This is a genomic window from Levilactobacillus brevis (genome assembly GCA_021383565.1).
Taxonomy (GTDB): Bacteria; Bacillota; Bacilli; order Lactobacillales; family Lactobacillaceae; genus Levilactobacillus; species Levilactobacillus brevis_B.
Window position 1 is genome coordinate 36,450 of record CP079699.1, and the last position, 21,613, is coordinate 58,062.

Here is a 21,613-nt window from a genome sequence, read left to right on the forward strand (position 1 = left end):
CTTGAACCTAAGATTGGTTGCCGATCAGAATAGCTTTGGTCGGTCGCAGTGTCTTAAATATTTCGCGTAGAAAAGCGTGGATGATGACTAAGAAGGGAAGGTTTAGCAGATGCAAGAGTTCGATATCATTGTGATTGGTGGCGGCCCCGGTGGCTTGGCTGCCGCGTATGGTCTTCATGCCCGCGGGATGAGTGTGGCCGTGGTTGAAAAGGACTTGTGGGGTGGCACGTGTCCGAACAGAGGCTGTGATCCCAAGAAGATCCTGATGGCGGCCGTAGAAACGCAGGGCCACGCCGAAGCCTTACAGGGCCACGGCTTGACCAGTGTTCCGCAGATTGAGTGGTCGGCGTTGATGACGGCCAAACGGGCGTATACGGAAAAGATTCCGGCGGGCACTAAGGGCGGTCTGGATGCCGCTAAGATTGCGACGTTCCACGGAACGGCAAGCTTCAATTCCGATGGCACCCTAACGGTTGGGGATACGCAACTGAACGCGGCCAATTGGATTATTGCCACGGGTCAGGAACCGCGGATTCCAGAAATTGAGGGCGCCGAATGGTTGAATACCAGCAATGAATTCTTGGACTTGGATAGTCTGCCGGCCGACATCACCCTGATGGGCGCTGGTTACGTGGGGGTCGAACTGGCCGCAATCGCTAGCGCCGCCGGAAGTCGCGTCCACTTGGTTCACCACAGCGATCGACCGTTGCGCGCCTTCGATGGTGATTTAGTCGCCGATCTGTTGGACCGGTTGAAGGCGGACGGTGTGGACGTGCAGTTGAACACCGAGATTACGGCGGTGGCACCGGCCGATGACCAGTTCAAGGTGACGACGGCAACCGGTGAAAGTTGGACGACCGGCATGGTCTTCGCCACGGCCGGACGGCGGCCCGTGGTGGCGGACCTGCACCTCGAACGGATAAACGTCGCCACGACGACCCACGGCATCACGGTCAACGGGCGGCTACAGTCGACGAATCCCCACGTCTTCGCTTTGGGGGATGTTGTAGATCGGCCACAACCGAAGCTGACGCCGGTGGCGGGCTTCGAGGGTCGTTACCTGACGCAAACGCTGACGACCTGTGATTCACCAGACATTGTTTACCCGGTCATTCCGTCGGTGGTCTACGGTAAGACCCAATTGGCTCAGCTAGGCGTGACACCGGATCAAGCGGCGCAGGCTTCCGATCAGTACCAAGTCAACGATCTGGATCTGACGAGCTGGTACAGTTATCAACGGATTCACGATCCCCACGCCAGAATTAAGGTGGTGGTCGCCAAGGCAACCGGCCATATCGTGGGGGCGGCGGTCCTGAGCACCGAGGCCGAACAGGTCATCAATTATCTGGACTTCGTCATTACCAACCACATGAGTAGCGCCGACATCAGCCAGACCATTACGGCTTACCCAACATTGGCCTCCGACTTAACTTACTTTAACTGAAGGTTGAAAGGCGGCAGTCAGTCAAAACGACAGTCAGCATGCGACTCATGGCCTTAATCCTAGTTATTTACAGCCCTATAGTGGAAAGTGGTCGAGATAAATAGCGTAAACAAAAAATTGTCGTCCCATGGGCGGCAATTTTTTAGTCGATTCGTTCGAAAACCTCGCAGTAGCAGGGAATCTGCTCATTAAAGACGCGTCCCATTTGTCGGTAAGCCGCCTGGAAGAAGGCCCGATGCTCACGGCGCCAGGATGCTAGGGTGCGATCGTCTTCGCCCTCGTGATAGGCGTGCTCGGCACTCACGTGGTCAAAGGGGATGGTCTCCACCACCTTGGTCTGTGTCACGCAGATGGGGTGATCGTGACCATCGAGAATAATGTTGTATTCCCCCACGTAGGGGAGCGGTTCGTCCGGTTCGTAGAGGTCCAACGCGGAGGTCGTCGCGGTCTTAGTGCCAGCCGCGATGAGCTGGGCCAGAAGCGTGGCATTCTCATCGGTACTCCCCATGGCATAGGTATCGTGGTGATTCGTGGTGATTTCGGGATGGCGGGCCTTGAAGTCTTGCCAAAAAGTTTCAACGTCCATCGATGGTCAGCTCCTTAGAAAATTTAATCCCAGTGTACCGCTGGATCGCTGCCACGGCAATCTTTTTTGGCAAGGCGGCTGGTCAAGATCCAATATTTGCGGGATAATGAAAGCGGAGCCATCAGGGGATGGATTGTTTAAATGAAGGGGAGATTTTACATTGAAATATTTAATCAGAGTCATGGTCGTCGCCACTGCTTTTGTGATGGGGAGTTGTGGGCTAGCGACGCCTGCTCAGGCGAAGTCCAATGCCGTTAAGATTGGGCAAGACTGGGTGGCGCGAGATCTTATCAATCCGGTCACGTATTACCGGGCCAAACGAGCCGTCAGTGTCGTAGAGCGAGTAGAGTTGAAGGATAAGACCTTTACTCGGACGGTTAGGATTCCCAAGAGTACCGTTGTGGCAGGAGAGTTGACTTACGTGGATAATCAGAAAAAGATGAGCCTGCTGATTGATCGGCATGAAAATCTGAGCTATCACATCGTCCGGTCGGCATACCATAAGCTGCCTGGAAATTTGGTGAACGTTCAGATGCTGGCTGCTAAGCGTCAAGATTTTCGGCGAATTAGCCGACCAGCTTATATGCCGACTTGGAGCTATGGCGACCTGTATCTGGGGAGTCGGGTCGCCGCCGTTCGGCTAATCACGACGCAAAAGGTTCAGGTGACTACCGATGGGTACTTGGAGACGCATACATATTCACCCAAGACCGGGGAAACCACGCCCAAGCCGTTGCAGTCCGCTAAGATTAATCGGACGCGGGTGAAGGGCGCGACTCGCTACCTGTATTTCAGCAAGAAGATTAAGGGCTTGGCGCTCAAGCACGTGGCCAAACACGGCCGGATGCAGTACCGGTTGGCCTTGAAGAATCGCCATCAACCGCAACACGTTGCGGGGTTCTCTGACAATGACGAACCAGGCGTCTACTACAGCTTGTATCAGCTGGGTAATAAGACGTATTACACGCCAATCGCGGTGGATACGATCTACTAGAAAGTCAATGACGGTCTTGACCGGTCAAAGTTAAGGAGGAATCGGAATGTCGGAAAAGAAGAAGGCGTCTTACATGGGTTACGCCCTCGTTATTCTAATGGGGATTAACACACTACTTAGCTTTCCTTTTGGGGTCAAGTTGACCATTGATGTCATCGGCCTCGTGGCGTTGGCTTGGCTGCTGATTCGGTCGTTTCGAGACAAGCGGCAGGACAAGCACCATGCAGCGCAGAAATAAATTCACTTGTAATCATTTTGTTATAGAAAGCCCGCGTCGATTGCGGGATGATCTAAACGTAGCTGACAGAGCTATAATGCGTTGCTCGTGAGGTATGAGAGAGATACCGCGCGGGATTTGAAAGGACCTTATCAGGGGAAGTGATTCCCGTGGTAAGGTCCTTTTTACATCCGATGGTGCTATAAGCGAAAGGTTTTATTGAAAGTTAGGCGCTGCGCCAAGGCGACGGCTCCCTCCGGCGCTGTCGTGGCGATGAAGAGCACGCCCGTCGATTGACTTGCCAAGGCGTTGATAAAATGCCGCAGGGTGGTCGGATTCACAAGCCCATCGTTGCTTTCTAAGTTAGGAAAATCCGGCGCAACGACGGCAAGCCTTTGTTCACGGGCATACTGAAAAGCGTTGGCGAGCATAAGCTGCCCCCCCCGAGTTTGTGAACGCCGTGAGACTAGCAGTGACGTCCATGGTGAGCACTTGTCGGAGGGATCCACCAGCGATGAGTTTGGCAAGAATTGTGGGGGTTCGCCCCGCGCCGCTAATCAAGAAGCGGCCGCGGCGGTTGACTGAATCGTGCGGAAACAAGCTGACCAGACGGGCCCGGACGGCCGTGGGGATGTCCAGCGTTGCGAGGTTGCCGTGCACGTGTTCGAGGTGGAACATTTTAGGGTCGATAGCGGCGTGGACACTCAGGTTCTTCGCCGGGGTGGTTCCCGTGGTGGCGAGACCATGCTGTTCAATCAACTTGTGGAGCTTCACGGCGCTGACTTGACTGTTCAGGTTGGTCTCCGCATTCAAGCCCCGTAGAAATTCCAAGGCGATGGATTCGAACGCGGCCTCGTCCTTGGCATAGTGCGCGGCGATAAGGGCCACGATTAGTTGATTAATACTCTCTCTTCTCAAATTGAAACACGTCCTAATTGCGAGTGATTGGTGAATAGTTGGGCCACGGTGACCGTCTTTATAAAATAATTGACACGTTAATTATATCTGAAAGGTGCGGCCGGTCCTAGTGCTTTTACAGAAAAATTAAGGCCACTGGGGAACATAGTCTGAATGTAATCTGTTTGTCATAGTAATGACCGGCTTTTCCGGAGATACTAGAGCAGTTACTGTGTTGGCTAGTACCATCTATACGGGGATTATGAGGATTGGCATCGAAGTAGGGGAGCTGATTTGGTTTGACCCATACCGCACTTAGTCAACTAACGGGGAGGTAAGGCCCGGGAAGTTAACGGCCTTACGTTTAGACGTCATAGACACCTGACTGATTTCTTCTGATAAGGAAGAGATTAGTCAGGTGTCTTTTTAAATGACTAGTGCTAAGCCCAATTGTAGGACCAAAATGGCAATGGCCTCGAACTCCCGGTAGAGCTTGCCTAGGCAAATGCCACTGAGTGTGATCGGCGCCGACAAGCAGAGGATGAGCGCCAGTGCGTCCCACAGGAGAGCTAATGCGTGGTCAGGCATGTGAACGACGGTGCTACAGACGCTCACTGCGAGTAGCGCATAAAAATCAAAGAGTCCTACTCGAAAGACACCGGTTAAACGGGGATGTAAAAGTTTATTCATATTCCCCGACTTCTTTCCCCGTTAGAATGATGAAACTTCTGAACGTAAGTCGATAAACGTACCCCAATTGTCAAATCAAGTGCAACACAGGACAGTAAGGCGTAAGCATAACCGGATGCATGTTCTTGAAGACCTGTGTTTTGAAGACCTGGGCGGCGCTAGCATAGCCCAGGGATTTACGTAAGCGATGGTTAAGTGCGTTTTGAATGGCTTGGATCGTTGGTAGATCAAAGTTCTTGAGAGAGATGCCCTTCGGAATGTACTCACGGATGAGACCGTTGAGATTCTCATTAGACCCTCGTTCAGAGGGCGTATAAGGATGAGCGAAGTAAACTTTGGTTCCTTGGACCTGATCTAGCTCGGCAAATTCACTGCCATTGTCAAATGTGATTGACTGGAAGTTCTTAGGACCATAGGCCGTAATGACCCCTTGAAGTGCCTGGCGGCAAGTGTCAGCGTGGTAGTCAGGAATCTTAACGATGATTTCAAAACGACTGACACGCTCGGTTAATGTCATCAGTGCGGGCTCGCTAGCAACCCGCTTGCCCTTAACTAGGTCTCCTTCCCAGTCACCCACCAAGATGCGTTGGTCGACGATAGCTGGTCGCTCATCGATTGAGCTACCCAATATCTTCTTATTCTTTCGGGAGCGAGTTCGACGAGTGCTCTTTACTCGGCGACGAAGCTTGACTGGTAAATCAGCGTTACAGAGGTCGAGATAACCTAAATCAATGTACCGATAAACCGTGGGGGTCGATGGACACGGCTTGTCCGGATAAAGTTGATGGAATCGGTGGACGAAGCTATCGACACTATCGACTCTAATCTTGGTTTTGAGTGCTTGGACTAACAGCTTGAAGAAGAGCCAGCAACGCTTTAGTAAACCCTTAGAATGGCATTTAAGGCGGTCTTTTTCATAGACAGCCTGTCCTGCTTCAGCAAAATATTGATAGTATGGCAGATAGTCGGAGTTAAGCTGGCGAACCGTGCCACGCTTGATTTCGCGTGAGATAGTACTGGGATTTCGATGAAGATTACGAGCAATTTGGCGAACAGATTGGTGGTCCTTCAAGAACGCTTCAATTTGGCCACGCTCTTCGGCAGAGAGTTGTTGGTAAGTAATGGTAGTGGTATGATTTGACTGGGTCATGGAGATACCTCTTTCTTTTTGGTTTGGTCGCTTAAAAGTATAGGTCTCCATGGCCTATTTGTTTACCCTTAATGTCTTAAGGGGTGTTGCACTTCAATTTTAAATCGGGCGTCGATAAACGTAGCTGGTTATGCGTGATCAACTTTGATTCAAATCAAAGCCGTTGGAAATTAGTTAGTCAATCAAGCTTAAAAAAACAGTGGCGGTTTTCAAACAGTCAGATAATCAATCGAGAAGAGAATGCGCCTAAATTCCCAGGCTTTGGTATACTGGACGAAATAATCAGGAGATGATCGAAATGACCGTAACGTTAGCACCATTGACCGCTACCGAGGCCCCCGCCTTTTGGCAACTGGCTTACAGTGATCCCCAGGCCGAGTGGTTGAATTGGAATGGGCCGTACTTTCACGATCAAGTGCCCACAGAGGTTGAATTTTTAACGAAGATCGCACCGCGGCAGTTCATCGGCAACATCTTACGACAAATAATTCGAGTGGATGGGCGACTGGTCGGGAGCGTCTCGGCCTACTACGAAGACGGTGCTCTCCACCGCTGGCTAGAGGTCGGTATCGTCATCTACCAGCCGAGCGACTGGCACCGCGGTGTGGGTCAGCAAGCCCTGACGCTGTGGCTCGACTGGCTCTGGGAGCGGGTAGACTTGCCGCACATTGGCTTAACCACTTGGTCGGGCAACGTACGGATGTGTCGGCTGGCGGAACATCTGGGACTCCAACAGGAAGCCCGTGTCCGCCAAGTACGCTACTGGCAGGGGCGCTACTGGGATTCGATTAAATATGGTTGTCTGCGCGAGGAGTGGGCGACCCGGTCCCGTTAAGCTCAGTCATGGCGGTGCCAATCAGTTACGAGCGCAACCAGGGTGAAGATGATGCCGAAGAACAGCGCACCGATAACATAAAGAAGTCTAGCGTGAGTAGACTAAAACCGAGGTTGGTGGCGCCTAATCCTGCCAAAACCAAACAGATGACTAAAACTGCTAGCATGCCATAAGGGATAATCTTTAAGGTTTTGGCGCTATATTGGTTGGCGACCGCCTGGGCCCATCGTGGACCTAACTTCATCTAAATCCGACTCCTTTGTGAACTGATTGTGTGTTCAATGATGATTTATCATTTTTTTTATAATCGTCTAGAGGTTGTAAACTAGAGAACAGCTAGAATCCTTAGTGTAACAATGATACTATCCATGCTAATGGGCTAGTCGCGTACTGGCTGCCTTACAGTTCGCCAAATTTGGTCTGGATCGCTGTAGGTAGGACGGAAAAAGCCAAAAGCTGGATGCGAAGAATCTGAAGATCCTGCGCACCCAGCTTTTATGCTGAGGTTGATTTATGACTAGGCGAGGTCCTTGACCAGGCTGGGATCGTAGACCAGTTTTTGGACATGGGTGGTAATCTTGGCCATCCGTGGGAAGCCGCTGAAGCCGGTCTGTCCCCGGCCATGGGTCATAATGATCAGAATATAGCGTTCGCCATTGGGCAGCGTCACGATGGCGGCGTCGTTGTTGGTGTCGGCGAGAAAGCCCACCTTATCAGCGACCACCGTGCCCTTATTAGCGGCTGCGGCCCCAGTCGGAATCCCGGTACGATAGACCTGTTGCTTCATTAACGAGAGGAGTTTTTGCTGATCCTTCGCGTGGCGGAAGGGCCCTTGCTGTTGGGCGAGGTCCTTTAGCACGAGGGTCAAGCTGTAGGCCGTGGTAATGGCCGCCTGACCACTGACAAACGTTGGCGAATAGTAGTGTTGGCTAGCCAGGTAGTTATCCAGATTGACTGGACCATAGGTGTCGATGGTGTCCTCGGCGAAGTCATTGGCACTGTTGACGATCATGCGCTGAAAGCCTTCTTCAGCAGCGGGTGTCCACGTATAGAGACCGGCTGCATGCTGATGAAAGAGATAGGCGGCAATGTAAAGCTTGTAGGTACTGGCGGATATCTCCGGCGTGTGTGCATTGGCCGAGGTGGCTAAGGCGCCCGACTTGTAGAATCGACGGGCCATGGTCGATTTGGCGGCGGTACTGCCCGCGACGGGACCAAGATTGTAGAAGCTGACGCTGGTAGTCTTATCGGCCGTGATTTCCTTAAAATAGCTATGTAGGCGGTGCTTGACGTGGCGCTGTTGCTGGGTAATCTGCCGGCTCGTCGCCTGTCTGGTCACCGTCTTAACCGTGGCGGCCTGGTTCTTGCGGTGGGCCTGTACCGTGAGAAAGCTGGCAAAGACGAGGCAGAAGATCAGGAAGCCGGTTAGAAACCGGCGATTGCGGAAAAGCTTGATTAGCCGGCTAATATGAATTTTATGGCGCGGTGGCCGATAGGCATGTTTCATATGAAGCATCTCACTTCGCTGTTAGATTTGAGTTTGTAAAGTTAGCCAGCTAAGTCAGTTGGTTGACTTGTAATTGTAAACGTATTCAAATTGTAACACGAAATGTTAGTAGTTAATACCAAGTTTTGGATAATTGATTAACATCCACAAATGTCGAAAGCTATAAAACAGCTGGAATCCGTAGTATGGCAAGGATACTATCCATGCTAATAGGCTAGTCGCGTACTGGCCGCCTTGCCGTTCGCCAAATTTGGTCTGGATTGCGGTGGGTAGGATGTACTAGTCCCTGTCAAGTTGTCATTCGAAATAATATAAAATGGATATTTACTCTAAGCGGCTTCATTCCAGTATTCTACTGGGGTGAGGCCGTTTCTTTCTGGGGAACGATCCAAGTAATTAAAGTAGTGGATGCCTTCGTTTACCAGCTCCACAAACTCTCGATACGTTTTTGGCATTGGATGACGTTCCATCCAATGCGCTTTAAATTCATTCCACCAACGCTCCATTGGCGCGTTGTCGTAAGGTGTTCCTGGTCGGGACATACTGCGCATCACTTTATGTTCTGACAGAAAGTTATTGAAAGCTTTAGCGGTGTAAGCAGCTCCACGGTCCGTATGGATCAGTGGGTGTACATCGCCAGCCTGTTCAAAAGCCTGTTTAAAAACCTGGATCTCTGCCACAGCTGTTTCTGTAGTGCTCAAAAATGAGGCGATCAGTCTCCGGCCGCATAGATCTAAAACACCACTCAGTCGGATTTTGAATTGACCCTTTGGTCCGTAAGACAACTCAGTCGAATCCGCAAGCCAAACCTGGTTGGGACCGGCGACTTTAAAGTTACGATTCAAAACATTGTCCTGAATGTATTGTTCCTGTTCCTTGATACGTTGGCGCTTCTTAACCCGAATCTGACACTTGATATTCAAGTTACGCATAATTCGTTTAACACGCTTGATTGTTACCTTAAACGTCACCTGTTCATCATGCTGTAGATTGGACAAGATCTTGCCAGCTCCGATTGCTTGATGATGTTGATTGAACCAATAAGTGATTCGCTTTTCTAGAAGCCGCTCTTGAGTCTCCCACGGCGTTTCTTGCCGATGAAAAGACTTGTTATAAGCTTGCCGACTAACTCCGATATGCGTCAATAATGTCTTAATGGCGCCTCGCTTTCCTTGACTGACCTCACTGATTGCCTGATATGCCAGTCGATGTTGCTGATTCACCCCTTGTGCTGAATTTCTTGAAATTTTTTTACGAATTCTTTCAGTAATTCCATGTCGGCGACTTGACCTTCTAGTTGCTTAATCCGCAAATTGGCCTTATCTAAGTCGGTTAATTCTCGTTGTGGCTTACGGTGTCCGCGTCGATCCTCTAAGGCGTTGTAACCACCTTTCTTAGCTCTAAGCACCCACGAACGGGCTTGTTGGTAGGAGACGCTGTAATGTTCAGCTGCTTCGTTATATGAGTGGTTCTGCTTGGTAATGTACTCAACCACTTCAATACGCTCTGCCAGAGTAGTTTTTCGGCTCATCGTTGGGACCTGCTTTCTAGACGGGGTTGCCGTCACAGTTTTGTCCCTATTATACCTGGAAACCCAGTAATTTACCTGCGTAGCTGAGCGCAAACCATACTTCATTGCTACTTCTCGTTGTGAACCTTCGCCGTTCAAAAAAGCATACACGACTCTTAGCTTAAAGACCTCACTGTATCTGCGACAACCTTTAGATTCTTTAAGCCCATCAAAGCCATCTCGTTTGTACAACGCCCGCCACCGAATGACCGCCTCCTTGTCTGCCAAACCATGTTCTCTGGCAAAGCCAATATTAGTTTGACCTGATGCTTCAAACTCATTAATCAACTCCAGCTTCTCCACGGCACTATACTTGATCTTCGACATGTCATATTCCCTCTGTTGATTGTCAGATGAATTATATTATTTCATTTGACAACCCCAAAGGGATCATAACAGGACGGGCCAAACCAAAGGGCGGTCTTGTCCCTCGTTTTGAGCCGTCAACCCGCGTCTCAAAGACACCATTTTTCAAGGCAGAACACTTGGGAAATCCCACAGCATCGGAGTCTCTGGCAGCCGCAGATGGTGTTGATGACGAATTTAATGGCGGTAAACCTTGCCAGCTGGGGACCGGAACGTGTTCGCGGACTTTCAGCATTTAGTTAACGACACCGATATTTTTAGAGCATCGATACCGTGTCGTTGGGTATTGATACAGCTTTGGCGAAAAAAGTTAAATTCTTCCGGAGCGGTCCCTTTTGCGCGGCGGGGAAGTGGCGTATAATGAGACTATTAAATTTTTTGCGAGGAGGGATTCACGTGGCATTCTTAGGAACACTGTGTTTGATTCTGGTGCTGACCACGCTGGCCGGCAACTTCGCTAACCGGCTGGGAGTCCCTGCCGTGATTGGGGAATTACTGATTGGGATTTTGATTGGTCCGGCGCTGTTGGATTGGGTCGAGCTAAATAGCCTGGTGAACTTATTTGCCGACATCGGGGTAGTCATCTTGATGTTCTTGGGGGGCTTGGAGAGTAACCTCGAGCTACTGATGAAGTACCTGCGACCGGCGATTATCGTGGCCACATTGGGCGTGATTTTCCCGATTACTCTGATGGGCGTCGCGTCCTGGTGGTGGGGCTTTAGCGCGTTGGAATCGCTATTTATCGGCGTCATCTTCTCGGCAACCTCGGTCTCCATCTCCGTGGCCGTCTTGAAGGAATTCCACGCACTGTCTACGCGAGAGGGTGCGACCATCCTCGGTGCAGCCGTGGCCGATGACATCATGGGCGTGGTCCTATTGTCGTTGATGATTAGCCTCTTGGCCAGTCAAGGCATCAAGGCGGCCGGCAGCCAGCCGAACTTGGCCGTGGTGCTGATTGAGCAAGTGGCCTTCTTTGGTGGGACTTACATCCTGGTCAAATGGGTCGCGCCGTACCTCATGCACCTCAGTGAGCGCCTGGTCATGGCTTCCAGTGTGACCATCATGTCGATGGTGATTTGTCTGGGGATGGCTTGGTTGGCCGATATTGTCGGGTTGAGTGGGGCCATTGGCGCCTTCTTCGCCGGCATCGCTGTGGCCCACACACCGTATCGTGCGGTATTAGCCGACCACGTGGAGCCGCTGGGAAACGCCATCTTTATCCCGGTCTTCTTCGTCAGTGTGGGGCTAAACATGACCCTCGATCACATGGCGGATAACATGGGAATTATCGTGATTCTGACGATTCTGGCGTGCCTGACCAAGCTGCTGGGTTGCGGCCTCGGTGCGCGACTCTGCGGGTTTTCGTGGAATAGTAGCGGCGTGATTGGCACGGGGATGATTGCCAGAGGCGAGATGGGCCTGATTACCGCGCAGATTGGCCATCAAGCCGGCCTGCTGGGCAACGCGAGCTACTCAGCGATGATCTTAGTCATTGTTTTGGCCACGGTGCTGGCGCCGCTACTGCTGAAGCAGACGTTGAAACGCATGCCTAAGCCAACGCCCACCGCGGCCCCGACGACCGAGTGACTATAGTCGGCTTGCTTTTCAGCGGGTGGCCACGTATAGTCTAAACAGGACCTGAAGACAGGGTCCGTTTCGGAGGAGGAACGACACATGGCAAAACCTTATTTTCTGATCGGCTTGGCGGCCCTGTCTCTGGGCTTGGCAGCGACCGATCTGACTACGGCCCAGGCGGCTACTTGGCATAACGGGACGCCTAAAGCTTTGCGGCATACTTGGTTTCACAATGGTAAGGGCGACAACAAGGCCTATATTACATACAGCAAGACCAAGAGTACGGGGAATCTCTGCGGTTTTGATCTGGCCAGTAAGCGTTATTACCGGTTACCGGGTTATGGCTTGAAGAAGTTGAAGTATCAGGCGCTGGGGCACGGCGTTTACCGCTTGTCGGGGATTCAGTATTCGCCTAAGGGCAGTCAGGTCCAGTTCGACGGCCAGCGGATGACGTACAAGGTGAAATTAAAGAAGCAGACGGTTCATTTCTACAAGGGCTACGCCAACTATGGTCGAAAAGCGACCTTTCCGGTGATGAAGACGCCGGCAGGGTTTCGCAAATTGCAAGAACAAGTTAGCCATTAGAACCAGATACTGATACCAAGGGGTTCTCAGGGGATTGGAGATGAGCGATGCGTCTAGCCGCAGGCGACGGCGAAGCGCTCAGCTGGCGTTTGGAAACCCAGTTGGCGACGAGGCAAGTTGGTTTAGCTTGTCGGCCGCCTTGGCAACGTCAGCTGGACTGATGGCGTCGAGGGATGTGCCCTTAGGAAAGTCCCGACGAACCATGCGGTTGTGGACTTTGTTGGAACCGCGTTCGCTGGATGTGTAAGGATGTGTAAAGTAGACCGGGGCAACTGATGCCATGACTTGCGGAAGGGTCGCAACCTCGAGAACATTGTCCGCAGTAATTGATTCGATAATGGGCCCGTACTCAGCGATGATTGACTTCATCGCGTAGGCCACTGAATCGGCGTTGCGACCGTCAATCAAGCGAATAATTTGGAAGCGCGTCTGGCGTTCAATCAACGTCAAAATGACACTCTCTTGACCATCGCGCTTCCCGACGATTGTGTCGATTTCAAAATGCCCGAACGTCTCACGAGAATCCACTTCCGCAGGACGTTTCTCAATACTTTGACCCAATAGGCGCCGATACTTGTGGGCGGTGCTCACGTGCTTTGGTGGGCGCCGGCTTAACTTCTGGCAAGATCTAGGTTACAGATCTCTAGGAACCGTTTATCGATGTACTTGTACAACGTCTGAGTGCAAACCATCTCTTCCGGTCGAAAGAGTCCAAGTCCGACCACAGCGTCTGGTGTCCAGCCATCGGTCTTAAAGCGCTCCACAAAGAAGGCCAGGAAGTCCACCACTTGTGTGAACTTGTATGGCCGGTGACCAAGCCGGAGAAGGTGGAACCAGATATCGTGTCAGCTCTAGCACAAAACTAAAAGAAACAGGCGTCCAGGAAATTTTCCAGGGCGCCTGTTTCTTTTAGTTTTAGCTTAATGTCCCACAATCAGCGCCCCGACGCCGGTGGTTACCACCACGTAAATGGCAGCGACCAGTGCAGTCATCCAGGTGCTCTTACTCCAAAATTTTTCTGACATGTGTGATTCCTCCTAGGCCACGGATGAGGTGGCGGGTGTTGATGTTAATTTGGACTTGTTCAGCAACAATGAGCTGGCGACCACGGACAGTGAACTGAGCGCCATGCCGAGGCCGGCCAGTTCGGGACTGAGTGATAGGCCAAAGACCACGAAGATACCGGCGGCCACGGGGATACCCAAAGTGTTGTAAATGAAGGCCCAAAACAGGTTGAGCTTGATCCGACTGAAGGTCTTTTGACTGAGTTCCAGCGCCCGGACCACGTCCATCAAGTCGTTCTTGACCAGGACGATGCCGCCAGATTCAATGGCGATATCCGTCCCGGACCCCATGGCAATCCCAACGTCAGCAGTCGTCAAGGCTGGGGCGTCGTTGATGCCGTCGCCCACGAAGGCTACGGGGCCATCGGCTTGCAGTTGCTTGACGTGATCGGCCTTATCACCGGGCAAGACGTCGGCGATGACCGTATCGATGCCGACTTCATCCGCGATGGCTTGCGCGACGCGTTGATTATCCCCCGTCAACATGACGGTCCGTAAGCCGCGGTGTTTCAAAGCAGCGATGGCCGCAGCTGAGCTGGCCTTCGGTGCATCTTGGATGGCAATCAACCCGATGATGTGGTCCAAGATGCCGACCAGCACGACGGTCTTGGCTTCGGCTTGTAGTTGGGCCATTTGGCTGCTTAAGGTGGCATCTAATTGGTAGTCTGCCATCAGCTTGTCGTTACCGATAAAGGCTGGTTGGCCGTCGACCGTGGCCCGGACACCTTTGCCTTCAATGGCTTGGAAATTCTGGGCGGCGGTCACTGAAATGTTTTCGGCCTTCGCCTTGTCTAAAATGGCAGTGGCTAGCGGATGTTCGGAAGCGACTTCCAAGTTGGCGGCGACGTGCAGGACCTGGGAAACGTCGCCCACGATGTCGGTCACTTGGGGATGGCCGGCCGTAATGGTCCCAGTCTTATCGAAGACCACCGTCTTCACGCGGTTAGCGGCCTCGAGGACTTCACCGTTCTTGATCAAAATACCCATCTTAGCACTCCGACCAGTGCCCACCATTAAAGCTGTGGGGGTGGCGATGCCCAAGGCACATGGGCAGGCGATGATGACGACGGAAACGGCAAAGAGCAGTGCACTAACTAGCGGTGCATCTAAGAAAACGTACCACACGGTAAAGGTGGCAATGGCGGCAATCAGGACGGCCGGAACGAAAATGTCAGCGACCTTGTCCACCGTTTTTTGGATGGGCGCGTGACTGGTCTGGGCCTTCTTGACCATTTCCACAATTTGCGACAACAGCGTGTCGTTGCCGACCTTGCTGGCTTTGAACGTGAAGGTCCCGGTATTGTTCATGGTGGCCCCGATGACCTTATCGCCGGCTTGCTTGGTGACGGGCATGCTTTCGCCAGTGACCATGGATTCGTCGATGGTCGAAGTCCCGTCAACGATGACCCCGTCGACCGCAATCTTTTGGCCGGGGCGAACACGAATGATGTCGTTGACGACAACTTGCGCTAGCGGTACCTGGGTCCATTGACCGTCACGTTGGACCTCGGCGTCCTTGGCCTGGAGGTCGACTAACTTACTGACAGCGCCGGAGGCAGAATGTTTCATTTTCTCTTCGAAATACTGGCCTAGCAAGATGAAGGTGACCACGAAAGCGGCACTTTCAAAGAAGACCGCCTTGCCAGCTAGCATGGCGTAGAAGCTGTACAGGTAGGCCGTGATGGTACCGATGGCGACCAGCGTGTCCATGTTGGCGTGGTGATGACGAAAGGCGGCCCAGGCACTTTGGATGAAGGGACCAGCGGAGACCGCCATCACAGCGGTTGCCAGCAAGAACATGGTCCAAGCGCCGCCCGGGAGCATCAAGCCAAAGGGTTTGGTAAACATCTCGACGAGCATTGGCAAGGAGACGACTAGCGAGAAGACAAAACGATTTTTGATACTCATGGTTGGACGACCACCTTTCCAAAGAACATGTCCATGCCGCAGCTAAACGAAAACTCGCCAGCCTGGCTAGTGTCAATGGTGACGGTTTGCGGTTGGTTAAGGGGCAGGTCACGGTTAAATCCGAGTGCTGGCGAATGCACTTGGTCCAAACAGCCAGCGTCGTTGACCCGGGTAAAGGTCAGTTCGGCGGGGATGCCTTGCTTCAGGACGATTTCAGCGGGGGCGTAACCCCCATCAACGGTAATAGTTGCGGATTGTTTTGTAGTCATGATAAGTTCCCTCCATAAATTATTTGATAATGACTTTGCCGTGGAACATGTTCATCCCGCATGCGTAGTCGAATTCGCCCGGCTTGCTGGTGTCGATAGGAATGACGTGCGCTTCATTTTGCGGGAGAAATTCATTGATCCCGAAGTCGGGGAAGACGACCTGTTCCAGACAGCTAGATGGGTCCTTGCGGTTAAACGTCAGTGTGGCGGGGACGCCCTTCTTCAAGACGACCGTACTGGGGGAGTAGCCACCGCTGACTTCCACGCCCACGTCTTGGGAGTTGGCACTGACGGCGGCATCGACAGCCGCGGTCGCATGATTGCCGAAGAACCACCAGGCGATGAAGCCGATGAGCAAGAGCGCAACGATGAGAATAATGAGTTTAATCATAAAGAAGATCTCCTTTGGTTTACATTTGTAATCCTTAATTGATGAATTAAGCATACCGCCATCGTTTACAATTGTCAACGATAAAAAAGTCAGTATGCCAAGATGATATATTTTTCCGGGATTGGTGTATTTATTTTGGTCTAAATTTCTAAGTGGCTAACTTGATTATAGAATTCGCCGCCGGCAGGGTTTTAACAATTAAGCATAAACAATCCCAGTAATCCGGGTGGTGATCGTAGTCACGATTCGGATTGCTGGGATTTTTGGGTTGAGGTGTTAAGCTGATTGGTGGCAGGCTTAATCTTGAAGGTTGAAAGCTAGAATCCGCAGTGTAGTAGCCTGACTGATTGCGCTGGGCATATCTGGAAAGATAAGGGTAAACGTCTGGGCTTCGTAATCTTTAAAAAATGACAGGATAGGTCACAGTCTTAGTCATTCTATTCACCTCGCAATAGCTTTAGTGACAGGTTACGGTTTAAAAGGACGTTTCAGTCTGGACATATACAAGCCATTCCTTACGGTCGTGACTGATGATAGGCGTAGCCCGCAGTGGCCGCGGCGAAGAGGATGACGCCAATCAGTAGTGACAGCAAGAACCAGTTGGCCTGGAAGGACCCAATTATCAGGCTGATTACGCAGATGATGAGGAGTAGGCGCGCGCCAAGAATGTTGGTCTTGAGCCAGATTTCGGTGGAATTACGCGTCCAAGGCAGGCGAATGCCGTAGACACCGTTGGGGCGGATGTAGGGCATGGGCACGCCGAGCAGGGAGAAGAGGATACCGAGCCCTGCTTGGGAGTTCGCGAGGTAGGCGGTGTCGAGGGCTTGGGGGAGTAATAGAAAGATGAGGGCATAGACGGCAAATAAAACGTTGAGATCCAGCGATATCTGCCGCAGGACCGGCGCTTCGAAACGGTCGGCGATAAGGTGAGGGAGACAGAGAATGACGATGTAAGCGAGGGTGAAGAGCAAGAGGGCCCGAAGCGTACGAAGCGGCTGGATGGGTCCCAGCGACACCCAAAGCGCTTGGATCAGCCAGCTTAAAAGAAGGAGACAGCCATTTCCCCATTGGAACCAGCCAAGTTTACTTTGAAAATATTTCGGCAGGAGCATCACATTCACTTCCAATCTCGGATTGTTGTTAAGGCTTAGGTTAGGCGCTGGGAGAAAGTGGGGCCACTGAGGCACCTGACTTCGTTAAATAATGGGGCAAAACTGATTTCTCGGCCAAAATAAAAGCGAACCTGACGGCTGGTCAGATTCGCTGGTGATTTAAAATAAGTGTCAAGATTAGTAGATTAAAGACTGATAATCTGGCACGGGATAACATCAGTCAGAAGTTTCGTTTGCTAAAAGGTATCGACAGGATGGTAGCCAGTATGAATTGCAACCGGGATAAGATTGCAGATAAGTCTGCAGTGAGTGGTCACGGATACTTACCACCGTAGCCGAGAGTGAAGCCCAAGATGAGCTCAGCCGTGGGATTATCTGAACGGCGTGAGCCGGTTAGATAATGGCGACTTGGAAACGCCGACCTTTGGCGGTTTCAAGTCGAGTCCTGAGACCGTTTCTCAGGCTCAGGACGTCCTACCCACCGCGATCCAGCTCATCTTGGGCGAACGGCAAGGCGGCCAGTTCATACCCCGTTGCTGAGCATAGCATTAGCTCTGGAATTCGTGCTCGATGGTGAGGTCTGCCTGCGGGATATTCTTCGAGGCAATCAGTGGCGACACCGCACCGATGCTCAACAGGGTCAAGTGGTGCATGGCCCGTGAGGCAATCGTGTAGAGCGTCCCAGTCAGTTGCTCATCCGGATAGTTTTCCGCTGAGACATTGTAGGCGATGACGCTGTCGAACTCCAACCCCTTGGCTAAGTAGATTGGTAAGACGACGATCCCCTTAGGAAGCGATCGGTCGGTATCGGTCAGCCGCGTCAGGTCGAATTGACCGTGCAACTGCTGATAGACGTGCTTGGCCTCGGCTGTACTCTTGGTGAGAATAGCGACGGTTCCGTTGGTTGCCAGTTCTGTGGTCAATTCGTTGGCCAGGGCTTTAGCCGCCGATTCTTCATCGTAGCGAATCACGACGCGGGGCAGGTCGCCGGGGCGGTTGAAGGCCTCAATCTGATCGCCATCGGGTAGTAATGCCTTGGCGAAGGTAGTGATGGGGTAGGTCGACCGGTATGACCGCCGCAACGTAATCAGCCGCGACCGTTTGACGTTTAGCGCCGCATTTAACTTTTTCAGAATGGACTCGGGGGCTTCAACGGCCTTGAAGAGGGCCTGCTCGCTATCGCCCAACAGGGTCAGCTTGGCTCGTGGGAAGGCGTGTTGCAGGTAAATCAGCTGGGCCATCGAGTAGTCCTGCATCTCATCGACGAAGAGGTGCTGCATTCGGTGGTTCATGCCGCCACCGATGAGCAGGTCGCGTAGGTACATGAGCGGCGCTGCATCGGTCAGGGCCAGCCGGTGAAATTCGATGTCGTGTTGGTAGGTGTCGATGACGCCTTGCCAGTCGCTGGCCGAGACCGTTTCCGGTAGGGGACAGTGTTTCAGAAAAGCCGTGTATTGGCTGTAGGCGTCGAGAAAGTAGCCGTTATAAATGGCGTCGTCGACGGAACGTAGCCGCTTGCGCACAATCTGCCGGGCAATGAAGTCGATCTCATCGTCGAGCTGTTCGAATTCGCCGAGATGGTTGGCGCCCAACCAATTGTGATAATCTTCATCGTTGAGTTGGTCAATCTCGTCACGGACCCAGTCGGCCTTGGCTTCGTCGGCAATCCGGTGTTTGAGGCGTTTTTCCAATTCATTCTTTGTCCGCAAGAAGCGGTCGGCCGGTGCCACGGCAGTTGGGAACTGTTCATAAATATCGCGAATCTCTTCCTTACTGAAGAAGACGCGGCCGTCGAAGCGGATATCGGTGAACTTGAGATCATCGGCGGGACAGGTCTGACAGTAGTCACGCACGGCTGTCATCATGGCCGCACTCTCGCGGAAATCGCGGAGTCGGTGGTTAACCGGCTGTTGTTGGTCGGCCTCGTAGCGTTCGAATTGGGTCTGAACTTTCAAGCCTTGGAACCGTTGCGTGAGAAACTCGGCCAGGGTCACCTGCCGCATGTTCCGTTCCCCCAGACTTGGGAGAACGTCGCTGATGTAATGACTGAATAGGCGATTGGGCGAAAAGAGGACGATCTGGTCGGCCTCGAGGTCGCGGCGACTGTGGTACAGCAGGAAGGCAATTCGTTGGAGAATCGCGGAGGTCTTGCCGGAGCCGGCCACGCCTTGAACCACCAGCAAGTCGCTCTTGGTGTCGCGGATGATGTCGTTTTGCTCACGCTGAATGGTGGCCACGATATTTTGCATGGTGGCGTCGTTCTGTTCGCCCAAGGCGTGTTGAAGCATCTCGTCGCCCACAGTTTCGTTGGTGTCGAACATGTTTTCAATTTGACCGTCTTGAATCAGGAATTGCCGTTTCTTCAGGAGATCGGTCTCTTGGTCGCCGGCTGGTGTGCTGTAGGCCACCTTGCCGAGCACCCCGTTGTAGTAAATGCTGGAGATGGGGGCCCGCCAGTCGTAGACCAGAAAGTTCTGGTCCTCATCGACGAAGGAAGCCGTGCCGATGTAGAGGGACTCCGGTGTGGTCTCGTCGGGGTCTTGAATATCAATCCGCCCAAAATAGGGGGATTTCTGGAGTTCTTTAAAGGTATCAATCTGATCTTGAATAATATTTTGATTTTCAGTTAGCCGGGAGACCAACGCCCGTTGCTGCTGAAGCTCGGCACTGGTTTCGATTCGGTCATCGACTTCGAACCAGTTGACCGAGGTGTTTTCACTATAATTCTTCAGCACGTTACGCAACTCTTGATGCGCAGCCGTGTAGTCGGCCGTGGTCTTGGCGATCCGTTCACCAATCTGGTCAGCCACGCGGTCAACGCGCTGTTGTTCCTGTGCTTGTTCGCTGGTGGTCAAAATGACCGCCTCCTTTGGATAGGCTAAATTGCCTAACAAGTCTAGTCATTTTTAGGGGTAATGTCAATCAAAGTGGTTGGAGAAAAAGCGGTATATCAGATTAATCATGAAGCGGTGAGCGATCAGGGCTGTCGTCGGCTGGCAGAAATGTTGAAAATCCGGTTGATGGTTCGCGTTGACTGCACATATAGGAGGACGGCCGCCGGCATTAGCGCAACTTTAACGGCAGGTTCTGGCCAGTCAAAAGGCCCGCTAAAGCCCCCCAAAATTAGCGGCGCTCATTATAAATATCTTTGTCCGACAAGACAGTTTACTTTCATCTAGAAAACCTCTAAAATGGGTACCATGGATGTGCGATGAAAGTAGGCCAATTTCAGAGAGAAACCGCCCGTGCTGAAACGGTTTCGGTGCCCAAGTGGGTCGCATACAAACATTTACTCGATAATTAATTATCGCGGGGTCCCGTTAACGACAAAAGTGGTGGTCAAATTGACCACAAGTTAGGTGGTACCGCGCAGTTAGCGTCCTATTGGAGTCCTTCTCCAATGGGGCGCTTTTTCAGAAAGGAAGAACATTGATGACTAAAAAGCACGTTATATTAACAGGTGACCGACCAACTGGTAAATTGCATATCGGACATTACGTGGGGTCCCTGAAGAACCGGGTCGCCCTGCAAAATACCGGAGATTACGACACTTACATTATGATCGCCGACATGCAGGCGTTGACCGACAATGCCCGCGATCCCGAAAAGATTCGCCACAGTCTGTTACAAGTGGCCTTGGACTATCTGGCCGTGGGCATCGATCCCGCTAAGTCGACGATTCTGGTCCAATCCCAGATTCCGGCCCTAAACGAATTGACTATGGCCTACCTGAACCTGGTCAGCGTTTCACGGCTGAATCGGAACCCGACCGTTAAGACTGAAATCAAGCAAAAGGCGTTTGGCGAAAGTGTTCCCGCTGGCTTCTTCATTTACCCAGTTAGTCAAGCAGCCGACATTACGGCGTTCAAGGCCGACACAGTCCCCGTTGGAGAAGACCAAGAACCGATGCTGGAACAAACCCGTGAGATTGTGCGGAGCTTCAACAGCATCTATCAACAAGAAATTCTGGTGGAACCAGAAGGCTACTTCCCACCTAAGGGTCAGGGCCGGATTCCGGGTCTCGACGGCAATGCCAAGATGAGTAAGTCTCTGGACAACGCCATCTACTTGGGCGACAGCGCCGATGCCATTCAGAAGAAAGTCATGTCGATGTACACCGACCCCGAACACATCCACATCGAAGATCCCGGCCACGTTGAAGGCAACACGGTCTTCACTTACTTGGATATCTTTGCGGACGATACGGCAAAAGTTGCCGATTTGAAAGCACAATACCAGCACGGTGGGCTCGGTGATGTTAAAATTAAGCGGTATTTAAACGACGTCCTGCAAGCCAAGCTACAACCAATCCGTGAACGCCGCGAACAATACGCTGCCAACGAAGATGCCGTCTACGATATCTTGAAGCAGGGTAGCGAAAAAGCCAATCAAGTGGCGGCTCAAACGTTACGTGAAGTCCGCCACGCTATCGGTATCGACTACTTCGGTTAGA

At 52.1% G+C, this 21,613-nt stretch carries 23 protein-coding genes and 1 pseudogene; 9 read left to right on the top strand and 15 right to left on the bottom strand.

Annotated elements, in window-relative coordinates:
* The first annotated feature begins 109 nt into the window (after window positions 1-109).
* Complete coding sequence (locus tag KB236_00200; GenBank protein UIF29230.1) at window positions 110-1,444, top strand: NAD(P)/FAD-dependent oxidoreductase; 1,335 nt, start codon at window positions 110-112, stop codon at window positions 1,442-1,444.
* Window positions 1,445-1,586: 142 nt separating this feature from the next.
* Here the strand turns inward: KB236_00200 and KB236_00205 are convergent, their stop codons facing one another.
* A complete protein-coding gene (locus tag KB236_00205) occupies window positions 1,587-2,030 on the bottom strand; it encodes an ASCH domain-containing protein (protein ID UIF29231.1) in 444 nt (147 codons plus the stop codon).
* Between the two features lie 160 nt (window positions 2,031-2,190).
* Here KB236_00205 and KB236_00210 point away from each other — a divergent pair, with 160 nt between their 5' ends.
* Together KB236_00210 and KB236_00215 are read left to right on the top strand one after the other, a co-directional pair.
* Window positions 2,191-3,024, top strand: a complete 834-nt coding sequence (locus KB236_00210; protein UIF29232.1) for a hypothetical protein — start codon at window positions 2,191-2,193, stop codon at window positions 3,022-3,024.
* 46 nt (window positions 3,025-3,070) lie between these two features.
* Complete coding sequence (locus KB236_00215; protein ID UIF29233.1) at window positions 3,071-3,262, top strand: hypothetical protein; 192 nt, start codon at window positions 3,071-3,073, stop codon at window positions 3,260-3,262.
* A gap of 179 nt (window positions 3,263-3,441) precedes the next feature.
* On the opposite strand, the gene KB236_00220 is transcribed toward KB236_00215, so the two are convergent.
* The 4 genes and pseudogenes from KB236_00220 to KB236_00235 all read right to left on the bottom strand — a co-directional run bounded on the left by KB236_00220 (window position 3,442) and on the right by KB236_00235 (window position 5,978).
* A complete protein-coding gene (locus KB236_00220; GenBank protein ID UIF29234.1) occupies window positions 3,442-3,672 on the bottom strand; it encodes a hypothetical protein in 231 nt (76 codons plus the stop codon).
* Complete coding sequence (locus KB236_00225) at window positions 3,641-4,159, bottom strand: hypothetical protein (GenBank protein ID UIF29235.1); 519 nt, start codon at window positions 4,157-4,159, stop codon at window positions 3,641-3,643. Before KB236_00225 ends, KB236_00220 begins: the two co-directional genes overlap by 32 nt.
* A 405-nt stretch (window positions 4,160-4,564) precedes the next feature.
* Window positions 4,565-4,828, bottom strand: coding sequence for a hypothetical protein (locus tag KB236_00230; protein UIF29236.1), 264 nt, complete (start codon window positions 4,826-4,828; stop codon window positions 4,565-4,567).
* Between the two features lie 160 nt (window positions 4,829-4,988).
* Window positions 4,989-5,978: pseudogene (locus tag KB236_00235) on the bottom strand (IS30 family transposase).
* 298 nt (window positions 5,979-6,276) lie between these two features.
* Here KB236_00235 and KB236_00240 point away from each other — a divergent pair.
* The gene (locus tag KB236_00240; GenBank protein ID UIF29237.1) at window positions 6,277-6,813 is read left to right on the top strand and encodes a GNAT family N-acetyltransferase; all 537 of its coding nucleotides are present in this window, start codon (window positions 6,277-6,279) and stop codon (window positions 6,811-6,813) included.
* A 25-nt stretch (window positions 6,814-6,838) separates the two neighbouring features.
* On the opposite strand, the gene KB236_00245 is transcribed toward KB236_00240, so the two are convergent.
* The 4 genes from KB236_00245 to KB236_00260 form a co-directional block, all read right to left on the bottom strand.
* A complete protein-coding gene (locus KB236_00245; protein ID UIF29238.1) occupies window positions 6,839-7,057 on the bottom strand; it encodes a hypothetical protein in 219 nt (72 codons plus the stop codon).
* Window positions 7,058-7,330: 273 nt separating this feature from the next.
* Complete coding sequence (locus KB236_00250) at window positions 7,331-8,320, bottom strand: class A beta-lactamase-related serine hydrolase (protein ID UIF29239.1); 990 nt, start codon at window positions 8,318-8,320, stop codon at window positions 7,331-7,333.
* A gap of 329 nt (window positions 8,321-8,649) precedes the next feature.
* Window positions 8,650-9,543 carry an IS3 family transposase gene (locus KB236_00255; GenBank protein ID UIF29240.1) on the bottom strand — a complete coding sequence of 298 codons (894 nt, stop codon included), beginning with the start codon at window positions 9,541-9,543 and terminating at the stop codon, window positions 8,650-8,652.
* Complete coding sequence (locus KB236_00260) at window positions 9,540-10,217, bottom strand: transposase (protein ID UIF29241.1); 678 nt, start codon at window positions 10,215-10,217, stop codon at window positions 9,540-9,542. Before KB236_00260 ends, KB236_00255 begins: the two co-directional genes overlap by 4 nt.
* Window positions 10,218-10,652: 435 nt before the next feature.
* Here KB236_00260 and KB236_00265 point away from each other — a divergent pair, with 435 nt between their 5' ends.
* Entirely contained in the window at window positions 10,653-11,843 is a 1,191-nt protein-coding gene (locus tag KB236_00265; protein UIF29242.1) for a cation:proton antiporter, read from the top strand.
* Window positions 11,844-11,930: 87 nt separating this feature from the next.
* Window positions 11,931-12,416: a hypothetical protein gene (locus KB236_00270; protein UIF29243.1), complete on the top strand. Its 486-nt coding sequence runs from the start codon at window positions 11,931-11,933 to the stop codon at window positions 12,414-12,416.
* Window positions 12,417-12,494: 78 nt separating this feature from the next.
* Here KB236_00270 and KB236_00275 read toward each other — a convergent pair whose 3' ends face one another.
* The 5 genes from KB236_00275 to KB236_00295 all read right to left on the bottom strand — a co-directional run bounded on the left by KB236_00275 (window position 12,495) and on the right by KB236_00295 (window position 17,064).
* Window positions 12,495-13,007: an IS30 family transposase gene (locus KB236_00275; GenBank protein ID UIF29244.1), complete on the bottom strand. Its 513-nt coding sequence runs from the start codon at window positions 13,005-13,007 to the stop codon at window positions 12,495-12,497.
* Window positions 13,008-13,453: 446 nt separating this feature from the next.
* Window positions 13,454-15,388: a copper-translocating P-type ATPase gene (locus KB236_00280; GenBank protein UIF29245.1), complete on the bottom strand. Its 1,935-nt coding sequence runs from the start codon at window positions 15,386-15,388 to the stop codon at window positions 13,454-13,456.
* On the bottom strand, window positions 15,385-15,657 hold the full coding sequence (locus KB236_00285; GenBank protein ID UIF29246.1) for a cupredoxin domain-containing protein: 273 nt from the start codon (window positions 15,655-15,657) through the stop codon (window positions 15,385-15,387). The genes KB236_00280 and KB236_00285 overlap by 4 nt, the downstream gene beginning before the upstream one ends.
* Before the next feature lie 19 nt (window positions 15,658-15,676).
* Entirely contained in the window at window positions 15,677-16,048 is a 372-nt protein-coding gene (locus KB236_00290; GenBank protein UIF29247.1) for a cupredoxin domain-containing protein, read from the bottom strand.
* Window positions 16,049-16,563: 515 nt separating this feature from the next.
* Window positions 16,564-17,064 carry an SdpI family protein gene (locus KB236_00295; protein ID UIF29248.1) on the bottom strand — a complete coding sequence of 167 codons (501 nt, stop codon included), beginning with the start codon at window positions 17,062-17,064 and terminating at the stop codon, window positions 16,564-16,566.
* Between the two features lie 480 nt (window positions 17,065-17,544).
* Here KB236_00295 and KB236_00300 point away from each other — a divergent pair, with 480 nt between their 5' ends.
* On the top strand, window positions 17,545-17,700 hold the full coding sequence (locus tag KB236_00300; GenBank protein UIF29249.1) for a hypothetical protein: 156 nt from the start codon (window positions 17,545-17,547) through the stop codon (window positions 17,698-17,700).
* A gap of 8 nt (window positions 17,701-17,708) precedes the next feature.
* On the opposite strand, the gene KB236_00305 is transcribed toward KB236_00300, so the two are convergent.
* Window positions 17,709-20,015, bottom strand: a complete 2,307-nt coding sequence (locus KB236_00305; protein ID UIF29250.1) for an ATP-dependent DNA helicase — start codon at window positions 20,013-20,015, stop codon at window positions 17,709-17,711.
* Window positions 20,016-20,075: 60 nt separating this feature from the next.
* On the opposite strand from KB236_00305, the gene KB236_00310 reads away from it, so the two are divergent.
* Both KB236_00310 and trpS read left to right on the top strand, forming a co-directional pair.
* Complete coding sequence (locus KB236_00310) at window positions 20,076-20,339, top strand: hypothetical protein (protein ID UIF29251.1); 264 nt, start codon at window positions 20,076-20,078, stop codon at window positions 20,337-20,339.
* A gap of 253 nt (window positions 20,340-20,592) precedes the next feature.
* Window positions 20,593-21,612 (top strand): tryptophan--tRNA ligase, encoded by a 1,020-nt coding sequence (gene trpS, locus KB236_00315; protein UIF29252.1) that lies wholly within the window; start codon window positions 20,593-20,595, stop codon window positions 21,610-21,612.
* The last annotated feature ends 1 nt before the right edge of the window (window position 21,613 follow it).

Bases quoted from the DNA above. Each gene is read 5' to 3' on its own strand.
- KB236_00200 (UIF29230.1), top strand. From the start codon at position 110: ATGCAAGAGTTCGATATCATTGTGATTGGTGGCGGCCCCGGTGGCTTG.
- KB236_00205 (UIF29231.1), bottom strand. From the start codon at position 2,030: ATGGACGTTGAAACTTTTTGGCAAGACTTCAAGGCCCGCCATCCCGAA.
- KB236_00215 (UIF29233.1), top strand. From the start codon at position 3,071: ATGTCGGAAAAGAAGAAGGCGTCTTACATGGGTTACGCCCTCGTTATT.
- KB236_00220 (UIF29234.1), bottom strand. From the start codon at position 3,672: ATGCTCGCCAACGCTTTTCAGTATGCCCGTGAACAAAGGCTTGCCGTC.
- KB236_00230 (UIF29236.1), bottom strand. From the start codon at position 4,828: ATGAATAAACTTTTACATCCCCGTTTAACCGGTGTCTTTCGAGTAGGA.
- KB236_00240 (UIF29237.1), top strand. From the start codon at position 6,277: ATGACCGTAACGTTAGCACCATTGACCGCTACCGAGGCCCCCGCCTTT.
- KB236_00245 (UIF29238.1), bottom strand. From the start codon at position 7,057: ATGAAGTTAGGTCCACGATGGGCCCAGGCGGTCGCCAACCAATATAGC.
- KB236_00250 (UIF29239.1), bottom strand. From the start codon at position 8,320: ATGAAACATGCCTATCGGCCACCGCGCCATAAAATTCATATTAGCCGG.
- KB236_00260 (UIF29241.1), bottom strand. From the start codon at position 10,217: ATGTCGAAGATCAAGTATAGTGCCGTGGAGAAGCTGGAGTTGATTAAT.
- KB236_00270 (UIF29243.1), top strand. From the start codon at position 11,931: ATGGCAAAACCTTATTTTCTGATCGGCTTGGCGGCCCTGTCTCTGGGC.
- KB236_00280 (UIF29245.1), bottom strand. From the start codon at position 15,388: ATGAGTATCAAAAATCGTTTTGTCTTCTCGCTAGTCGTCTCCTTGCCA.
- KB236_00285 (UIF29246.1), bottom strand. From the start codon at position 15,657: ATGACTACAAAACAATCCGCAACTATTACCGTTGATGGGGGTTACGCC.
- KB236_00290 (UIF29247.1), bottom strand. From the start codon at position 16,048: ATGATTAAACTCATTATTCTCATCGTTGCGCTCTTGCTCATCGGCTTC.
- KB236_00310 (UIF29251.1), top strand. From the start codon at position 20,076: ATGTCAATCAAAGTGGTTGGAGAAAAAGCGGTATATCAGATTAATCAT.
- trpS (UIF29252.1), top strand. From the start codon at position 20,593: ATGACTAAAAAGCACGTTATATTAACAGGTGACCGACCAACTGGTAAA.